General features: G+C 46.1%; 11 protein-coding genes and 1 other annotated feature. Of the genes, 3 read left to right on the top strand and 8 right to left on the bottom strand.

Going from position 1 to position 18,181, the window contains the following annotated elements; all coding sequences use genetic code 11:
- Positions 1-4: 4 nt before the first annotated feature.
- Complete coding sequence (locus tag NSS82_RS09420; RefSeq protein WP_036683546.1) at positions 5-2,371, bottom strand: endonuclease MutS2; 2,367 nt, start codon at positions 2,369-2,371, stop codon at positions 5-7.
- 152 nt (positions 2,372-2,523) lie between these two features.
- Between NSS82_RS09420 and NSS82_RS09415 the strand changes: the two genes are divergently transcribed.
- Positions 2,524-2,871 carry a phage holin family protein gene (locus tag NSS82_RS09415; protein ID WP_036683548.1) on the top strand — a complete coding sequence of 116 codons (348 nt, stop codon included), beginning with the start codon at positions 2,524-2,526 and terminating at the stop codon, positions 2,869-2,871.
- Between the two features lie 71 nt (positions 2,872-2,942).
- Here the strand turns inward: NSS82_RS09415 and NSS82_RS09410 are convergent, their stop codons facing one another.
- Entirely contained in the window at positions 2,943-4,010 is a 1,068-nt protein-coding gene (locus tag NSS82_RS09410; RefSeq protein WP_038569534.1) for a GGDEF domain-containing protein, read from the bottom strand.
- Between the two features lie 315 nt (positions 4,011-4,325).
- Between NSS82_RS09410 and NSS82_RS09405 the strand changes: the two genes are divergently transcribed.
- Complete coding sequence (locus tag NSS82_RS09405) at positions 4,326-4,679, top strand: cupredoxin domain-containing protein (RefSeq protein WP_235219496.1); 354 nt, start codon at positions 4,326-4,328, stop codon at positions 4,677-4,679.
- 138 nt (positions 4,680-4,817) lie between these two features.
- On the opposite strand, the gene NSS82_RS09400 is transcribed toward NSS82_RS09405, so the two are convergent.
- The 3 genes from NSS82_RS09400 to pheS all read right to left on the bottom strand — a co-directional run bounded on the left by NSS82_RS09400 (position 4,818) and on the right by pheS (position 10,769).
- Entirely contained in the window at positions 4,818-6,908 is a 2,091-nt protein-coding gene (locus NSS82_RS09400; RefSeq protein WP_076101561.1) for a hypothetical protein, read from the bottom strand.
- Positions 6,909-7,107: 199 nt separating this feature from the next.
- Positions 7,108-9,552: a phenylalanine--tRNA ligase subunit beta gene (gene pheT / locus NSS82_RS09395; protein WP_076104003.1), complete on the bottom strand. Its 2,445-nt coding sequence runs from the start codon at positions 9,550-9,552 to the stop codon at positions 7,108-7,110.
- A 182-nt stretch (positions 9,553-9,734) separates the two neighbouring features.
- A complete protein-coding gene (gene pheS, locus NSS82_RS09390; RefSeq protein WP_038569531.1) occupies positions 9,735-10,769 on the bottom strand; it encodes a phenylalanine--tRNA ligase subunit alpha in 1,035 nt (344 codons plus the stop codon).
- Positions 10,770-10,829: 60 nt separating this feature from the next.
- Positions 10,830-11,115: a binding site (T-box leader), on the bottom strand.
- 589 nt (positions 11,116-11,704) lie between these two features.
- On the opposite strand from pheS, the gene NSS82_RS09385 reads away from it, so the two are divergent.
- The gene (locus NSS82_RS09385) at positions 11,705-13,318 is read left to right on the top strand and encodes a sensor domain-containing diguanylate cyclase (protein WP_076104004.1); all 1,614 of its coding nucleotides are present in this window, start codon (positions 11,705-11,707) and stop codon (positions 13,316-13,318) included.
- 63 nt (positions 13,319-13,381) lie between these two features.
- Here the strand turns inward: NSS82_RS09385 and pulA are convergent, their stop codons facing one another.
- The 3 genes from pulA to NSS82_RS09370 all read right to left on the bottom strand — a co-directional run bounded on the left by pulA (position 13,382) and on the right by NSS82_RS09370 (position 18,129).
- Entirely contained in the window at positions 13,382-15,769 is a 2,388-nt protein-coding gene (gene pulA / locus NSS82_RS09380) for a type I pullulanase (protein ID WP_341109727.1), read from the bottom strand.
- 379 nt (positions 15,770-16,148) lie between these two features.
- Positions 16,149-17,861 (bottom strand): phosphoenolpyruvate--protein phosphotransferase, encoded by a 1,713-nt coding sequence (gene ptsP / locus NSS82_RS09375; RefSeq protein ID WP_076271931.1) that lies wholly within the window; start codon positions 17,859-17,861, stop codon positions 16,149-16,151.
- Entirely contained in the window at positions 17,854-18,129 is a 276-nt protein-coding gene (locus tag NSS82_RS09370; RefSeq protein WP_036683569.1) for an HPr family phosphocarrier protein, read from the bottom strand. Before NSS82_RS09370 ends, ptsP begins: the two co-directional genes overlap by 8 nt.
- Positions 18,130-18,181 lie beyond the last annotated feature (52 nt).

Genomic DNA, 18,181 nt, shown 5'->3' with positions numbered 1-18,181 from the left:
CCCGCTATTGCAGCTCAGCCACAGTTACGCCCGCGCCGCCTTCGTTATAATTCCCGAGCCGATAACTCTTCACATGCTTGTGCTTACGCAAATATTCCTGAATTCCTGTGCGCAGCACACCCGTTCCTTTACCATGAATGATGGCGATTTGGCCCAGATTACCTAAAAAGGCTTCATCGATAAAACGATCTGTCTCCATGATAGCTTCCTCCAGGTTAGTGCCGCGCAAATCCAGTTCACTGCGAATGTTCTCATCACGGGAACGTTTGACGGTTGTCGCATGGCGAAGGGCCGTTGGCGCAGCTGTTGCCTTCGAGGAGAGCAATTCCAAATCATCCAGCCTTACCTTCATCTTCATAATGCCAAACTGCACCAGCGCCTCTTTAGTACCGCTTAGCTCCACCACAAAGCCCTTTTGGTTCAAGCTGTCGACTTTCACTTCATCTCCAGGACCAATTGTCCGTGGGGCCTTGGCAGTCTTGCGGGTAGCAGCCTTCTTGCGCGGTGATGGCTCAGCTTCATCCAGACGTCGCCGCGCTTCAATCAGCTTATGCTCTTTAACTGAAGCTCCTTCTTCCATAGCCAAGCGGCGCAAATCACTGATAATTTCCTCAGCTTCCTTACGCGCTTTGTCCAGGATCGCGCTGGCGTCCTTCTCTGCCTTCTCGAGGCGTTTCTCGCGCTGGCTTTCCAGCTTCTCAAGCTCTTGCTGTTGTCTGCTGCGTAGCTCCTCCACTTCACGGCGGATGCCCTCTGCACGTTCATGCTCCTGTTCCGCTCCCAGCCGATTCTCTTCGAGAGAAGCAATCATATGCTCCACGCGCAGATCTTCTTCCTTCACTTCACCGCGGGCATGCTCCAGAATCGCATGAGGCAGGCCTAGACGCTCAGCAATCGCAAAGGCGTTGCTTCGTCCCGGTACGCCGATCAACAAGCGATAGGTTGGGCTAAGGGTCTGGACATCAAATTCCATACTGGCATTGATGACTCCCTTACGCTCATAAGCGTAAGCTTTCAATTCGCTATAATGTGTTGTTGCGACCATCCGGCATTCGATCCGGTGAATATGCTCCAGAATGGCAATTGCCAGCGCAGAGCCTTCTGCCGGGTCGGTTCCAGCACCCACTTCATCAAGCAGAATAAGGCTCTTAGGAGTCATTCTACGCAGAATGGAGATAATATTAGTCATATGACTAGAGAAGGTACTCAGACTTTGCTCAATGCTCTGTTCATCGCCAATATCAGCATAAATGGCATCAAATACACACATCTGGCTGCCTTCCTCTGCTGGAATAAACAAGCCGGACATCGACATTAAGCTTAACAAGCCGATGGTTTTGAGGGTAACGGTCTTACCACCGGTATTCGGTCCGGTTACGATAATTGAGCTGTATTGATTGCCCAGCTCCACGTCCAAAGGAACCACATGCTCCGCTGGAATAAGCGGATGCCGCCCTTTGCGCAGCTTAAGATAACCGCGGTCATTCATGCGCGGCTGAGTAGCCTTCATATCACGAGCAAGACGCGCCTTGGAGAAGATGAAGTCCAGTTCTCCCAGAATATCAATATCGTAGGTCATTTCTTCCGCAATGTCGGCTACAAGTGCCGTCAGCCTGTGTAAAATGATCTCAATTTCCCGTTCCTCGCGCAGCCGTGTTTCACGAAGTTTATTATTCATCGCCACAATAGACTCTGGCTCGATAAATAAAGTCGCTCCTGATCCAGACTGATCATGTACGATACCGCCGAAATGGGCACGGTACTCCGCTTTTACAGGAATAACAAACCGATCACCACGAATGGTTACCAGCTGATCCTGCAGCATTTTCGCTACAGAAGACGAACGAATCATCGAATCCAGCTTCTCACGAATTCTGGTCTCTCCTCCGCGCAATTCACGGCGAATGTTAGCCAGCTCAGAACTAGCTGTATCAAGTACATCAGCATTCTCGTCTATACATAAGCGGATGGCATCTTCCACATGTTTTTGCTCCGATAAAACGTCGCTCAGTGAGAACAGGAGCTCAATCTTTTCTTCCTCATGCATAGCTGCCAGGAAACGTTTGACTCTGCGTGCACCGCCAATGGTATTTCCAACGGCCAGCAGCTCAGTTGTTCCCAGCATTCCGCCTATAGACGCACGTTTTAGTGCAGCTCGAATATCGCTTACCCCGCCGAACGAAGGAATACCCTTCAGGCGATCCACATTAGCCGCTTCATCCGTGGCTTGAAGCAGCTTCTTCACGCCTTCGAAATCGCCGGAGGGTCTTAGCTGCTCAGCAGCCAATCTCCCCATGGGGGTTTGCGTATATTGCATTAATTTATTTAAAATCTTGCGATATTCAAGCGTATGCAAAATTTTGTCGTCCAATTACAGTCACAGCTCCCTTCATAGATGTTTCCATTATACAGAATTCAGGTCAATTTCGCTATTTGGGTCTTATTTTTAAGCATAGAATCACGTAATAAGGTCACAATAAGAACTGCACATATCCTTAGCATGGGCCAAAGGAGGTTAGTACAGTGAATTTCTTAAGTCATGTTGGTCGTTTTGTGGTCGCAGCGCTTGTTCTGATGGTTGTTGGCTGGATTGTTCCACAGTTCACGGTTGGTGGGTTCTGGAGCGCTCTAATCCTTGCACTGGTGATTGCGCTACTCGGCTGGGTAGTCGAAGGAATCTTCGGCAAAAAAGCAACGCCTTTCGGTCGCGGTATCGTCGGCTTTATTGTCAGTGCGGTAGTTATCTGGGTCGCTCAATTCGTAGTCAGCGGAGTCAGCGTATCCATTCTGGGTGCCATTTTAGCAGCTCTGGTCATTGGGATTATCGACTTGTTCCTGCCGGTATCCACTCCATTTGAGGCCGCTAAGTAACAAAAGCTCTTCACAACACAGAACCCCTTATTCCCGGTTCTTCTCCGGCAATAAGGGGTTCTGTGTTGTTTTTATGCAAAAGACACAATCTCCTCTTTATGACTTTCAGCACAGTTGACCACTCTGTTCTTGCCTTGCTTTTTAGCGGTATAAAGCGCCTTGTCTGTTTTACGGAAGAGAAGCTCTTTCCCATCCCCAAGCTGATAATCACAAATTCCAATGCTAACGGTGATCGGCTTGTTCCCAGCCTGCAAATGTTCAATTTGAGCAATATTTTTCCGTAATTTTTCTACTGCTTCATAGGACTCCGAGAAACTTTTATCTGTAAAAATCACAGCGAACTCTTCCCCGCCATACCTAGCCGCAAAATCATTTAATTCAATCATACCGCCTACCTTGTCCGCTATCACCTTAAGCACAAGGTCTCCAACCCTGTGTCCGTAGGTATCATTCACTTGCTTGAAGTTATCAATATCGAAAAGAGCCAGCTGCAGTTGAAGGTTGTTGCTTTCACATTGCTCCAATAATGAATCCAAATATTCATGAAAGGTTTTATGATTATAGAGTCCAGTAAGTGCGTCAATCTTCAGCAGCTTATCCGAAATAGCCCTCTCCACCATTAGATCTTGGCCCGCCTTCGTTAATCTCTCTAAATTTATACGCGCTTCACGAGCACGAATAATTACTGCAATAGCCATCAGCACAAATACCAAAAATACACACTCTACCATCAAGAATTCAAGCAGCGGTTTATGTAGGAATGGCCGTTCCAACCCAAAATATACCCCAGCATAAAACACAATACTAAATAACCCCATTATGTACAGGAGCTTACGATCAAAATAAATAAGAGCAACCATAATCGGCATCATAAGTGTCATCTGAGCACCGTCAACAAAAGGCTCTAATACAAAATACATAAGGTAGGACACTAAAAACCCACAGCTAACCACCCCATATTTAGGGGACTGTTTACTATAACGCAGCCACAGCTCCGCAGTAATCATAAGGACCACAATTAGTAAATTACAGGCTATAAATAAATGCCATAGGTTCGTGTCCATTGTTGTTTTTATTTGGAGTCGGTCAATATTCGACAAAAACAGCAACTGTGAGATTAATAAAAGAATGACTACCATCCAATAGCCTTTTAAGATTCTACGGTGCCAAACCTCCGTACTTAGCGCATCGTTAATACTTGTAATATGTATCCCCTACTTTTAGACGTTAATGTAATAGCTTTCATTATAATAAATTTTAGTTATATTTTCATCATTTTTTTGCAATTTACGACAAAGTTTGAACAGTCTGCCTGTTCACAGATTTTTCACATTTAATCAAAGCGCTTTCTTAAATTTTAAGTTATGATGTCTACATAATTGTCACATTTTCACTATGCTTGGACTTCTTGGGAGGGGATTTAGATCATTAAAAAATTTGCAATTCTACTTTCAATGGTGTTCGTTATAGCACTTACAGCCTGTGGGAACAGCAATGATAGTGCTGCTGGCAATGCTAACACATCGGAGCCGGAGATCGAGGCAGAAACAGAACTCATAATTACAGCTACAAATTACAGCTTTGATCAGGAAGAATATCATCTAAAAAAGGGTGTGCCCGTCAAAATCATTTTTAAAAATGATGACGGCAATCACGGTATCCTTATTCCTGAGTTCGAGCTGCAGCTTAATGAAAAAAAATCCTCAAAGGTGATCGTACCAGAGGAAGCTGGAACTTTCGAAATGACCTGTTCCATTATGTGTGGCTCCGGACATAGCGGAATGAGAGCTACTATCATCGTGGAATAGATTACACATAAACAGCCGATTATTAGGGATTCTCCCTGATATCGGCTGTTTTTTTAATCTGAGCTCATTAATAAAGAGTGCTGACCCGAAATAGATCTCTCTACTCATCAGGTCAGCCCTCTTACTTGCATCCGGCATTCAACTGTCCTGCTCGATCAGTTGAATCCATTCATTATATTCATTTTGCAGCTTGGCATATTCCTCTTTAAGGTTACGATGCTCGTCCGTAAGCTTGTCAAGCTCTTCCTGACGCATTTCAAACTGGACCTGCAACAAACGAAGCTGTCCTTGAACCATTTCATAGCTTTCACCAACTTCACCTAACTGCTGAAGCACCTCGCTACGTTCACGATCAATAGCTTCCTGCTTCATCTCAGCCTCGCCGGCTTCCTGCTGCCAAATGTCGATCTCCTCGCGCAGCTTCGCTTCGAGATCCGTCCACTGCAGCTGCCGATCGGATAGCTCCTCGTACTTGTGCTTCCAAGAAGCTCCGTACGCCTCTGCTTCCTTCAGCACTTCCTGTTGCTCAGCAACAGTAGCAGCGGCTTCACGACTAGCTTCAGACAGCTCTTCTAAGCGTCGTGTTGCCTCTTCGCCTTCTTCCTGCAGCAGTTGATATCTTTCCTGCAGGCGTTCTCCTTCTTGCAGTACATCATCGTATTGAGCAATCAATTCCTCATAACGCACACGAAGCGCAGACAGCTCCTTCTGAACCTGCACACCTTGCTCCCGAAGTGCCGCTGTTTCGCGTTCTGCATCTGTACGAAGCTGAACCTCCTGATCCAGCTGCTGTACTAATCCATCGGCTTGCCCACGTAGCGTGTCGATCTCTTTCTGAAGCAACACGGATTTCTCCTCAGACTCCAGCAGATTCATTTCCAGTTCACCAATATCTTCCATACGTTTATCCGAAAGCTCCTGCCAGTTAGCCGCCTCTGCTGCTGATCCCGCAAGTTCTTCCTGAACACGGTGCAGATTCTCACTCGTCTCCTGTAGAGACGCTCTTAGCTCTGTCGCTTCATTCTGTGACTGTTGATAACGCTGGCGTAACTCTTCCAGCTCCTCATTCAACAGTGTGCCCAGCTCAGTAGCCGTGCGCAGCTCTTCACTGAGCTGTTCTTCACGTTTAACAATCGCTTCATATTGTCCAAGCAGCGTCTGTCTTGCATCTCGCTCACTCTTAAGACTGGCTTCAGCCGCCCGTAATCTGGACTGAAGTTGCCCGGTCCCACCACGAAGCTCCGCCAGCTGTTTCTCCAGCTCTTGAATGCTTTGCTTATGTCTATGCTCTTGAGTGCCTTGTGACTGCCGCAGTTCCTTATTCTTGGTTTGCTCCCGCTGCAGTGCTTCACGTTCTTCCGCCAGCTCTTTGCCCAACTTCGCTTTGGTACTCTCAAGCTCTTTACCTAAGGTCAACTTGGTATCCTCAAGCTCCTTACCCAGCGTCAATCTGGTATCTTCGAGTTCTTTACCTAATGTAGACTTGGTAACCTCAAGCTCTTCCTCCAGTGTTGACTTGGTCTCGGTCAGCTCAAGCTGCAGAGCAGACAGCGTGTCTGTCTTCTCCTTGGTCAGCGTCTCTCGGATGTTCTCCAGCTCTTGCAGATGAGCAGCCTTCTGCTCCTCCAGCTGCTGCAAGCGGATGGCTTCCGCCTTCGCCAGTTCCTGCCGCTGTTGTTCACGACTAGCTGCCCGCTCTTCTTCGTAGCTTGTCCGCAGTTCTTGCAGCTCTATCTCGCGCTCAAGCAATTCTTCTTCCAGCTTCTTGCGTGCAACTTCCACAGCTTGCACTGCCTCCTGAAGCTGCTCCGCATGTACCTTGCGTTCATTCTCCTGAATCTCCAAATGCCGCTTACGTTCTTCCTCAGCAGCAGCAATCAGTCGCCCAGCCTCTTCTTTGGCCGCAGCTTCAAGTCGCTCAATTTCTTCTTGCCGCTCCCGCTGTACCTCCAGCAGGCGAGATACTTCCAATCGCAGTTCACTGCGTTCACCTGTCATCATGTTTAGTTCATTTTTGAAGTCCTGAACCTGAATAGCCTGCTCCGCCATATGTACAGCTGCAAGCACCGCTATACGCGGTGTGTCCAGTCTGGTGTGAGATTTAGAAATCGTGCGCATATGTTCATCAACATAACGGGCCACTTGTTTCATATATTCAGTACTGCTTCCGACGAGTTTATAGGAAGTTCCGTATATCTCCACGGCGACACGTGTCCGGTCCATAGCCACAGTTGTGCCCTCCTTTGTATGTGTGCGGATTCTAAGCTAGTTTCACTTCTTCTATTGTAGCTTTTTTGGTAAGCATTTGGAAAAATCCCTAATATTCAATAGATTATGGCTGATATTCTCCGCTTTGCACTCTACCTAGAAAAAACCGCAGCGAATCTCAGTTTCTAAATGGATTCGCTGCGGCTTTACACAATTCCTGCTACTTTCTTAATTCTGCACCAAAAGTTTGTTGAAGAGATGCTAATACCTTCTCATGCACCTCTCCTACTTCTTCATCAGTCAGTGTATGTTCACTATGACGATACAGCAGTGAGATCGCGATGCTCTTCTTTCCACTCTCCAGCTTACCGCCAGTGTACACGTCAAATACCTGTACGGACTGGAGCAAAGTACCTCCGTTATCACGGATGGAAGCCAGCAGATCGCCCGCTGGTACAGCGGAATCCACGACCACAGCAATATCCCGTTCCATTCCCGGGAAACGCGGAAGCTCATTATATTGCAAACGGCTTTGCGCACTTTCATATAACGGCTGCAATAAAATTTCTGCCGCATAAGTATCCACCAGATCCAGCTGTCTTTGCAGATCCGGATGAATCTGCCCCATCGTTCCGATCTTCACACGGCCCTCGTTCCCGAGTAAATATACCGATGCGGAACGCCCAGGATGAAATCCTTCTGGGCTGTCTCCCACATAGACGATTTTATCAGTCAGCCCTAAATGAGCAAATACCGTTTCCAGCGCACCCTTCAAATCAAAGAAGTCCACAGGCTGTGCCGAAACATTCCATTGCTTCACTGTTAAGCTTCCGCTAAGCAACAGCCCCAGCACTGGCAGTTCGCGTGGTTGGCGAGTCAGCTGTTCTTCATCCGTGAAGAAGACGTTGCCGATTTCAAACAATGCCAAGTCGCTTTGACGACGATTGGTATTGTAGCTGGCAATATCCAATAGTTGCGGAAGAAGGCTGGTACGCAGTACGCTGCGTTCTTCACTCATCGGCATAGCCAGCTTCACCGCTACTGCTCCTTCTGATAACGCAGGGAACATTGTGCTTTGTTGCGGCTGGATGAAGGAGTAACCCATCACCTCTTGGTAACCGCCATGTGACAATAAGCGGCGCAGTTCACGACGGAGCGCTTGCTTGTGAGTTAGTGCTCCTGGCGTTGTAATTCCTTCAATTAGAGTCGTTGGAATATTGTCATATCCGTACAGGCGGGCAATTTCTTCAATAAGATCAACATCATAGCTGATATCGCCACGTCTGGTTGGGACTTGAACTTCAACCAGCCCTTGTGCGGTATCTCCGCATTTGAAGTGTAGACGGCCAAACAATGTCTTCACTTCCAGCAAGGACAAATCCGTTCCCAGATAACGATTCAGTTTCTCTAAGGACAAGGTGAGAACCTTCTCTTGAACAGCGTCAGTTCCTGCTTGCACGATGCCTTCATGGACCGATCCGCCAGCATAACGTGCAATCAGCACTGCTGCACGGTTCAATGCAGGAATAACTGCACTTGGATCCACTTCCTTCTCGAAACGAAGGGAGGCTTCAGAGCGAAGTCCCAATTGACGCGAGGTTTTACGAATCGTACCACCATCAAACTTAGCAGATTCCAGAACAAGGTTTACCGTCTCAGCAGTAACCTCTGTATCCCGTCCACCCATTACTCCGGCCAGACCTACAGCTTTAACTCCATCAGCGATAACGAGCATTTGCGGCTCTAGCTTACGCTCTTGACCGTCAAGTGTAACCAAAACTTCACCTTCATGGGCAAGACGAACGCCGAGTTCTCCACCTTGCACTTTATCTGCATCAAAAGCATGCAGCGGCTGTCCATATTCCAGCATCACGTAATTGGTAATGTCCACGATATTATTAATTGGACGAACCCCAGCAGCCATCAGACGATTCTGAATCCACAGCGGTGATGGTGCAGGTTTAACACCTGCAATATAACGAACTGCATAATGGCTGCAGTATTCTTCATCTTCAATCTTGACGGAAATGGAATCCGCAGCAGGACCACTGATCTCAATAATTTCGCTTTTTGGATCAGGCAATTTAACTTCACGCCCAAGAATCGCACTTACTTCATAAGCAGCACCAATCATACTGAGGCAATCCGAACGGTTCGGAGTCAGATCGAATTCCAGAATCTCGTCATCTAAGCCGAGGACCTTGGAAATATCCTGACCAATCTCTGTCCCTTCAGGCAGCACAAGAATACCTTCTTGTTGCTCTTTTGGAAGCAATTTATCATTCAGTCCCAATTCTTTGGCCGAGCAGATCATCCCTTGCGATAGGACGCCGCGCAGCTTGGCTTTTTTGATATCCAGTCCTGGCAGCTTAGCACCGACCAGTGCTACAGGTACAGTTTGACCTGCAGCTACATTTTTTGCGCCGCAGACGATTTGTAGATCCTCATCTTGGCCCGCATCCACGATACATACGTTCAGCTTGTCGGCATCAGGATGTTTTTCCTTTGATTTCACATAGCCGGTTACGATGCCGGAAATGCCTTTATTGCGGCGCTCTACGCCGTCAATCTCAATGCCGGCAGCGGTAATCTTCTCCGCTAGCTGTTCGGCGGTTACTCCTTCAATCGATGTATAATCAGCCAACCATCCGGTTGATACTTTCATATCCGCTCACTTCCTTTATGTTTCAGATGTATTTATTTCACTGTCGTTCGTGCTGCTTCCTGTGGGAGAACGGATGAAGTGCACTCAATTTCAGCTACACACTATTAAGGACGGTCCCTACAAGGAAATCAGATGCTCCAAAACCCATTCTCCAGCCACTATCAGCCAGCGCACCACAATAACTAAACGCCCTTGAACTGCTTCACAAAACTCATATCATTACTATAGAAATGACGGATGTCATCGATGCCGTATTTAAGCATTGCAATCCGCTCTACACCCATTCCGAAGGCGAAGCCGCTGTATTCAGCAGGATCATAGCCACCCATTTTCAGTACATTCGGGTGTACCATACCTGCGCCAAGGATTTCTAACCATCCACTTTGCTTGCATAGTCTGCAGCCATCGCCACCACATTTGAAGCAGCTTACGTCTACTTCAACACTTGGCTCCGTGAATGGGAAAAAGCTCGGACGAAGACGAATGCCTGTATTCGGTCCAAACATCTCCTGCACAAATTGTTGCAGGGTGCCCTTCAGATCACTCATTCGAATGTTACTTCCAATGACCAAACCTTCGATTTGGTGGAACTGGAAGGAATGCGTTGCATCATCATCATCACGGCGGAATACTTTACCCGGACAGATGATTTTAACAGGAGCTTCACCGTTCATAGCCTGCATAGTACGAATCTGTACTGGCGAGGTTTGAGTGCGCATTAGCAGGTCATCTGTTAAATAGAAAGAATCCTGCATATCACGTGCCGGGTGATTCTTAGGCAGATTTAGAGCTTCAAAGTTATAATAATCGGTCTCCACTTCCGGACCTTCAGCTACACGGTAGCCCATGCCGATAAAAATATCCTCAATCTCCTGTACGACTCTGCTAAGCGGGTGAATGCCCCCTTGCTGTAAACGGCGACCCGGTAAGGTTACGTCTACTTTTTCAGCCTGCAAACGTTGCTGGGTTTCCTGCTCTTGAAAAGCCTCCTGCTTCGCGCCGATAATCTCCTCAATAGCACTGCGAACCTGATTCGCCACTTGCCCGATTACCGGACGCTCCTCAGCACTAAGTCCTCCCATACCGCGCAGAACCTCTGTAAGCTCACCTTTTTTACCGAGATACTTCACTCTTAAATCATTTAGTACCTGCGGATCCATAACCTCCTGCAGCTTAGCCAGCGCTTCAACCTTCAATGCTTCCAACTTCTCTTTCATGGCCGTGTACAGCCCCCTTCAATCATTGTCTAGTTCAACAAAAAAAGGCCTTTCCTCCCGGTAAGGGACGAAAAGACCGTGGTACCACCCTTGTTAGACAAGCTGATCTGTTCCCCTTAAGAGCTTCATTCCCTCTTTTGGCTGGACAGATACCTATCTCACTTTATACAGAAATAACGGTCTGTGACCGGTATCCCCTACCCTTCCCTATTAGACAGCTTAAGGAATTCAGGGAACTGCTCCGGAGTGAACTTCGACAGCTCTGCTTCTTAGAAACGCTCTCAATCCGCGGCGTCTCCTCCCTGTAAGTCAGGCACTGTGTACTCTTCTCCATCACTGCATTTCACAATTCATGCTAATTGTCAGGTATCTCTTTACTACAAGAGATATGTCTCTTTATTATATGCAAAATCTGTCGTTTTGACAAGCTGGATTGGCATCGGGGCGGGCAGGCGTGATTTTTGGAATGATGCCTGCGAACAAAGCCGCACGACTTCACCCCATTCACGCACTGCGTAACGAATAATGAATGATTAGCTTTCCTGTAGTCATTATGACTAAGGGCAGTTTTTTTCAGCAGCTGTAAGCCGTATCATTTATGATCGAGTGGGGTAATAGGATCCATCGGTTTGAATATAGATAATTCAATAGGCCCATACATTAAACTTTAAATTTTGTCTTTTGGATTATTATGAGTAAAGATTGCTCTATAAGCAGCACGTCCTATATACTTGATATACTAGAAACTACCATTTACTCACACGTACACTTTCCTATGTTTTCCCACTATGTATACAACACCTCTTTTATTCCCAAAAGCACCTTCAAACATCAGTGACTGAGTTAAATTACGCCTGACCATAGATTGACTTCTGCAGGTTCTACTTAAGCAGCAATAGATTTACTTAATCATCTTATACAGGGAGAAGATGACTGTGGCAGGGTTCTTCGAATTCAAGGTAACACGCAAACTATTCTATGTCTTCGCTGCAATCTCCGTCCTTCTGGTCGGGATCAGCGTGTCCTCGCTACTCTATTTAAATCACACTATTAATAGATTGTCAGATTCTCTTTATGATGATATATATCAGAACTCTAAGCTCATACTGAGCGCCGATCGTGATCTGCATCAAGCTGCTGTAGCCTTGCAAATCGCAATGGGTCCAAACCTAACAGCCGCGGAAGGTGAACAGTTCACTACGGAGTTTATAGATAATAATCTTCAAGCGCAGGAACGAATAAGTCTAGCAAGAGCAAATATCAACGCTATAAAAAAACCTTACAGTGATATGAAACAAAGTGGAATTATCCTTTCCGAATTAAAAAACGAGCTGCGCTCCTTCGAAACTACCATTGTCATGTGGAAAAATTCAGGGCATACGCTAATAACGGAACGGACGAAGAGTAGCTGGAATCCGGATTCATATTCTGCGCTCACCCTAAACTCGCAATTCAATGAAGCTAGAGCACATCTCGATCAAGCAGAGGACTTGATTGGCAACTACGCCTTGCAAGTAACGGACGGTTTTAAGGATAAAAAAAGCGCTTTGTTCTCCCTATATTCGCTCCTCTTACTTGTGTTTCTCCTGGTCATTATTTACCTTGGACGCAAAATCATCTGGCTCCAGAATGAAATGCTGGAAGAACAAACACTTTATCAGCTAATCGGTGAAACCATGTCTGATTTCATTATTTTGACGGATCCTAACGGGTTGATTCTATACGCTTCCCCCTCACACTCCAGTATTCTAGGCTATGTGCCTAAAAAAGGAGATCCGTTATCCAACTACATACGTGAACCGGAGATTGCCTGGGCTAAATTAAAGAGCGTGGTTCAGGGAACCCCGCGCATTTCAGAACTGCGCATGCGCGGAGCAGAAGGCCAATGGGTATGGCTTGAAACTAAGGTGTCACCTGTTCTCGGCAGCCGTAAATTCCCAGCACAATTCATGCTGTTATCTCGAGAAATTACCCAGCGAAAACAATACGAAGAACGACTACATAAGCTAGCCTTCTATGATCATTTAACAGCGATTCCCAACAGGGCTCATTTCAAAATGTATATGGAGAACCTTATCACACAACCCGGAGAACGGAAGCAAAAAATTGCACTGGCCCTGCTGGATTGTGACAGATTCAAGCAGCTAAATGATACCTTAGGCCATCTGGCTGGAGACGAATTTCTTCAGCTGCTCTCCCGTGAACTTCAGCATACAGTCAAAGGAATAGGTCAGGCCTTCCGGATCGGCGGAGATGAATTCGCAGTTGTACTGCATCGATTCACTTCTCCAGAGATGCTTGATGAAACGCTGCAGCGGTTACTTAAACTGTTCAATAAGTCTTGGTCTGTTGATAACGGGTCCAGCTTCCACACCTCCGCGAGTATCGGAGTAGCTTTATTTCCTGAACATGGAAGCAGTATCAATGAACTGCTGCGTGCCGCCGATTTGGCGATGTACCGCTCCAAAGACCATGGTGGCAATAAAGCCAATCTTTACTATGAGCTTGTGGACGAAGAGTTTGCTGACCAGACCATTGTAAAACCATAAAACCAAATAAAAAGCTGTCTCAGGATACAATCAACCCTGAAACAGCTTTTTTTTGTATTGCCACTAACTGCTTAACCGAAGATGATCCTCTGAAATTCCATCAATCTCCTGTTCACGATCCCGGACTAAGACCTTGGTTAACTCTCCATTCGTAGAACAATCAATGAAGCGGTCTCCGTCTCCATCTTTTTCTTTCCAATCATTAAGCCGCAAAATATATCCAATTGATTGGGTATCTGGCAGCACTTCGATGCGGGCTACTGCACGCCCGTTCTCCATATAACGGAAATCGCATTGTCCATCCTGGATTCCTGTATCCCAAACCCAAAGATTCCAGCCTTGGTAATTCTGATCAGGGCGTTCATAGTGTATTTCGATGATTTTAGAGCGTGGGGCTGGCTCACCACATTCATCATAAAGGACCATCATCGACAACCCTTCCACTTCTACCTCATTGCCTTCGATTCTGCGGATGGCTTCTATCCCGGCACGGGTATGGTCTACTACTATACTCCACCCGTTAGAAATCTCAGGAAGAGCCACCGTCATTCGATCATTATTAGCATTGAAGATAACGGTTATATTGTTCCAAAGATCGCCTCCTGCATGGCCTCTAAGAAGATACGATACTATTCCGCCATCACATCGCAGAAATTCCAACGAACGTTCAATTTCCTGGCGGCCATGCAGACGAAATGCCGGATGTGTGCGCCGCAGCTCGATCAGGCCTTTATAATATTGAAATACGGGCTTAAATACGCTTTTCATATTCCAGCGGATCGAGTTGATCGCGTCACCGCTTCGGTAGCTGTTATGATCTCCAAATTTACTGCGCAGGAGCTCATCTCCAGCATGCAGGAAAGGTATCCCTTGCGATGTCAGAATAATTCCGTTAGCAAGCAAGGAACGACGTACAGTTTCATTACCGAGAATGTTCTCCGGATCTACATTCACGTATGGATTGGCAAGGGCCACTGCATCTTCCAGATCCTCGTTATCCATGTTGGCGATTACCGGAAAATCAGCTTTCTGGCTCCCCCCTTGAACGATAAGCAACTTATCCCATAAATTCAAATTATCATGGGCAGTTACATAGTTCACAGATTCCACAGGCGAGTCCGTAAACTCATGAATTGCTCCTTTAATTCCGGCTGCAATAGCACCTTCTTTGCCATATTCGCCTGTCACGAACCCTCTTCCGAAGCCATCACTATCCCCTTTGATCGCTGAACGAAAGTTATCGTTGAAGACAGCATAACCCTTGCCCCGTTGTACACCTTTTAGCGTTTTAGTGGCCAGCGGAGAATCTCCACCCGTCCAAGGTTCACCGTAAAGCAACAGATTCGGATTCACTTCTAGACGGAGCTCTTCCGTAATCTCCCGCATGGTAACACTGTCCATCAGACCCATCAGATCAAACCGGAAACCATCGATATGATATTCCGCAGCCCAATAAGATAGGGAGTCTTTAATAAATTTACGGACCATCGGACGTTCTGTAGCCAGCTCATTGCCAACCCCGGAGCCATTCGACAAACGTCCCATAAAATCGCGGCGATAGAAATAATCTGGGACAAGCGGCTCAAAAGGTCCATTCTCCACAGCATAAGTGTGGTTGTAAACGACATCCATAATTACCGCGATCCCGCGGCTGTGCAAGGCCTGCACCATCTCTTTAAATTCACGGATCCGCAAGCCAGGATTGGCAGGATCGGTGCTGTAAGATCCTTCAGGTACATTATAATGCTGGGGATCATACCCCCAATTGTAGTCCACATTAGCTATGGAGGAACCCCGATTAACCACCTTCAGCTCATCCACGGTCTGAAAATCAAATACCGGCATCAGATGAACATGGGTAATCCCTAATTCAGCCAGATGATCAATCCCCACTGTATTTCCTGCCGGATCCTTTAATCCAAATTCGGTAAATGCTTTGAATTTACCCTTATAATACATACCAGAGCTCTCATGTGAGGAAAAGTCACGAACATGCAGTTCATAAATCACTGCGTCGGCAGGATGCTGTAACGGAGGCGCTACATCCTGATCCCAATGTTCTGGATTCGTATCCTGCAAATTAACGATTGCCGATCTTAAACCATTAGCTGATACGGCTGTTGCATAAGGATCTACTGCTTCTGTCACATTACCATCTGCAAAAACAGCACGGTACATATAATATTTCCCTTTTAGATCACCTGATAACTTGGTCTGCCAGACTCCGCCATTACTACGCTGCATATATACAATCCGACCACTGTCCACAGCGCTCTTATGTGACTCACTATTCAGTTGATAACCACCTGTTTCGTACAGGACAAGGGACACAGCAAGAGCCGTAGGTGCCCAGACTTTAAAGACACTGTACTCCGTTGAATACGTCAAGCCTAAGTCCTTACCCTCATAGACTTCCATCATCAATTCTGCATTTATATAATTTTTACTCATGAATTAACACCATCCTATGGCTCCCCACCTAACCTGTAGGGTTGCTTATAAGTCCATATATTACCAATTCATTACATATTAATACTTGCACAGCGCTGCAAGTCGGCAAATGGAGTATAAACTTTCTATGGATCCTTACTATTATATGTACGACATATTTATAGGTTTGGGTTCCTTATCGACTTTATGCTCATTACTAATACTATCGGTATAGACATCTGCGCAATAAAGAAAATAAACAGTGAACAGTAAATGAGGTCGAATTAAAGTAAATTATAGATTAAAAAACATAAAAAAGCCGACCTCCAGCCATCGGAAGTCGGCAATAGTAGTTGGAAAACAGTAGAACGCTAAAACGGATTAATGCATGCGTAAAAAGTTACTTAGCGATACTTTGAACAAGTGCAGCTACTTCTTCAGCCGTGCCAAGCTGCAAAGCTTTTGCAGCCAAATCCTTCATGTCGGCAGCCGACAATTTAGAAATTTGACTGCGCGCTGACAGAATGGAAGTTGCACTCATGCTGAATTCGTCAAGACCAAGACCCAGTAGCAGCGGAATAGCTGTTGCGTCACCAGCCATTTCACCACACATCCCTGTCCATTTACCTTCTGCATGGGCTGCATCAATTACATTTTTGACCAAACGCAGGATGGCTGGATTGTAAGGCTGATACAGGTAAGATACCTGTTCATTCATACGGTCAGCAGCCATTGTATATTGAATAAGATCATTCGTACCGATACTGAAGAAATCAACTTCCTTAGCAAACTGGTCAGCCAGTACAGCAGTTGATGGAATCTCAACCATTATGCCGAGCTGAATGTTGTCTGATACTTCCTTACCTTCTTCCCGAAGCTTAGCTTTCTCTTCGAGCAAAAGATCACGCGCAGCACGGAATTCACCAAGCGTAGCTATCATAGGGAACATAATGCGAAGATCCCCGTGAACACTTGCTCTTAGTAATGCACGTAGTTGAGTACGGAAAATATCCTGACGATCCAAGCACAGACGGATCGCACGGAAACCAAGGAAAGGATTCATTTCCTTCGGAAGGTCCAGATAAGGCAGCTCTTTATCGCCACCGATATCCAGGGTACGTACGACTACCGGCTTACCCTTCATGTTCTCAAGTACAGTACGGTAGGCGTTATATTGGATTTCCTCAGAAGGCAGCTTATCGCGACCCATGTAAAGGAACTCAGTGCGGTACAGACCTACACCTTCGCCACCATTCTCAATTACACCATTCACATCATTTGGTGTACCAATATTGGCAGCTAGCTCAACATGTTTACCGTCTGCTGATACTGTTGGTTCGTCGCGAAGTTTCTTCCATTCTGCGATTTGCAAGTCGTAAGCTTCCTGCTTGCGAGTGTACTCTGCCACTTCAGCTTCGCTAGGATTGATCAGAACGTCCCCATTCAGACCATCGACAATCACCAAATCGCCAGAATTCACTTCGGACAGAACCGTTTTAGTTCCAACAACCGCTGGAATTTCCAAAGAACGTGCCATAATCGCAGAGTGGGAAGTCCGTCCACCAATGTTCGTTGTGAAGCCTTTAACGAACTTACGATTAAGCTGTGCTGTATCCGATGGTGTTAGATCTTGAGCAATCACGATTACTTCTTCACTGATTTCTGCAGGACTTACATAATGAATGCCCAGCAGGTGGTTCAGCAAACGCTTGGTAACATCACGCATGTCAGCTGCACGTTCCTGCAGATAGGCACTCTTCATATTTTCGAACATTTCAATAAATTGTGTAGCCACTTCGTTTAGCGCATAGTCCGCGTTAACCGATTCCTCACGGATTTTATCAATTACGGGATTGATCAGCTCTGGGTCATCAAGAATAAGCAGATGTGATTCGAAAATCTCAGCCTTTTTCTCCCCCAGCTCTGCCAAAGTACGCTCTTTAATCGTTTGCAGCTCCACTCTTGATTTGGCGAGTGCATCATTCAACTTAGCGACTTCTGCTTCAGTATCACTGATACCTGTCTTCGTAATCGTATAATCCGGATGTTTCAGGATAAAAGCACGGGCTACTGCAATCCCTGCTGAAGCCGCGATTCCTGAAATCTTATTCATGGATTTCCCCTAGCCCTTCTTTAATCATTACTTCTTGAAGAGCGTTCAAAGCTTCTGCTTCTTCGCTTCCTTCAGTAATCAAAGACAAAGTATCTCCAGCTTCAAGGCCCAATGACAATACGCCAAGAATGGATTTCAAAGTTACTTTTTTACCTTTAGCTTCTGCAAATGCTTCTGTACCTTTGAATTTTGTCGCTGTATTTACCAAGGCAGTTGCTGGACGTGCGTGAATTCCATCTTCATCGACAATTCTGAATGTTTTTTGCATAATATTATCCAACTCGCTTTCTGTTATTAGAGTATTTTAAATTTATAGTGAA

This window comes from Paenibacillus sp. FSL H7-0735 (assembly GCF_038008505.1).
Taxonomy (GTDB): domain Bacteria; phylum Bacillota; class Bacilli; order Paenibacillales; family Paenibacillaceae; genus Paenibacillus_AQ; species Paenibacillus_AQ odorifer.
The sequence above is the reverse complement of the archived record's forward strand: the minus strand, read 5'-3'. Positions and strand labels throughout refer to the sequence as shown.

Excerpts from the sequence above, each read along its gene's own strand:
- pheT (WP_076104003.1), bottom strand. The coding sequence starts at position 9,552 with ATGAAAGTATCAACCGGATGGTTGGCTGATTATACATCGATTGAAGGA.
- NSS82_RS09370 (WP_036683569.1), bottom strand. The coding sequence starts at position 18,129 with ATGCAAAAAACATTCAGAATTGTCGATGAAGATGGAATTCACGCACGT.
- NSS82_RS09405 (WP_235219496.1), top strand. The coding sequence starts at position 4,326 with ATGGTGTTCGTTATAGCACTTACAGCCTGTGGGAACAGCAATGATAGT.
- NSS82_RS09410 (WP_038569534.1), bottom strand. The coding sequence starts at position 4,010 with ATGGTAGTCATTCTTTTATTAATCTCACAGTTGCTGTTTTTGTCGAAT.
- pheS (WP_038569531.1), bottom strand. The coding sequence starts at position 10,769 with ATGAAAGAGAAGTTGGAAGCATTGAAGGTTGAAGCGCTGGCTAAGCTG.
- pulA (WP_341109727.1), bottom strand. The coding sequence starts at position 15,769 with ATGAGTAAAAATTATATAAATGCAGAATTGATGATGGAAGTCTATGAG.
- ptsP (WP_076271931.1), bottom strand. The coding sequence starts at position 17,861 with ATGAATAAGATTTCAGGAATCGCGGCTTCAGCAGGGATTGCAGTAGCC.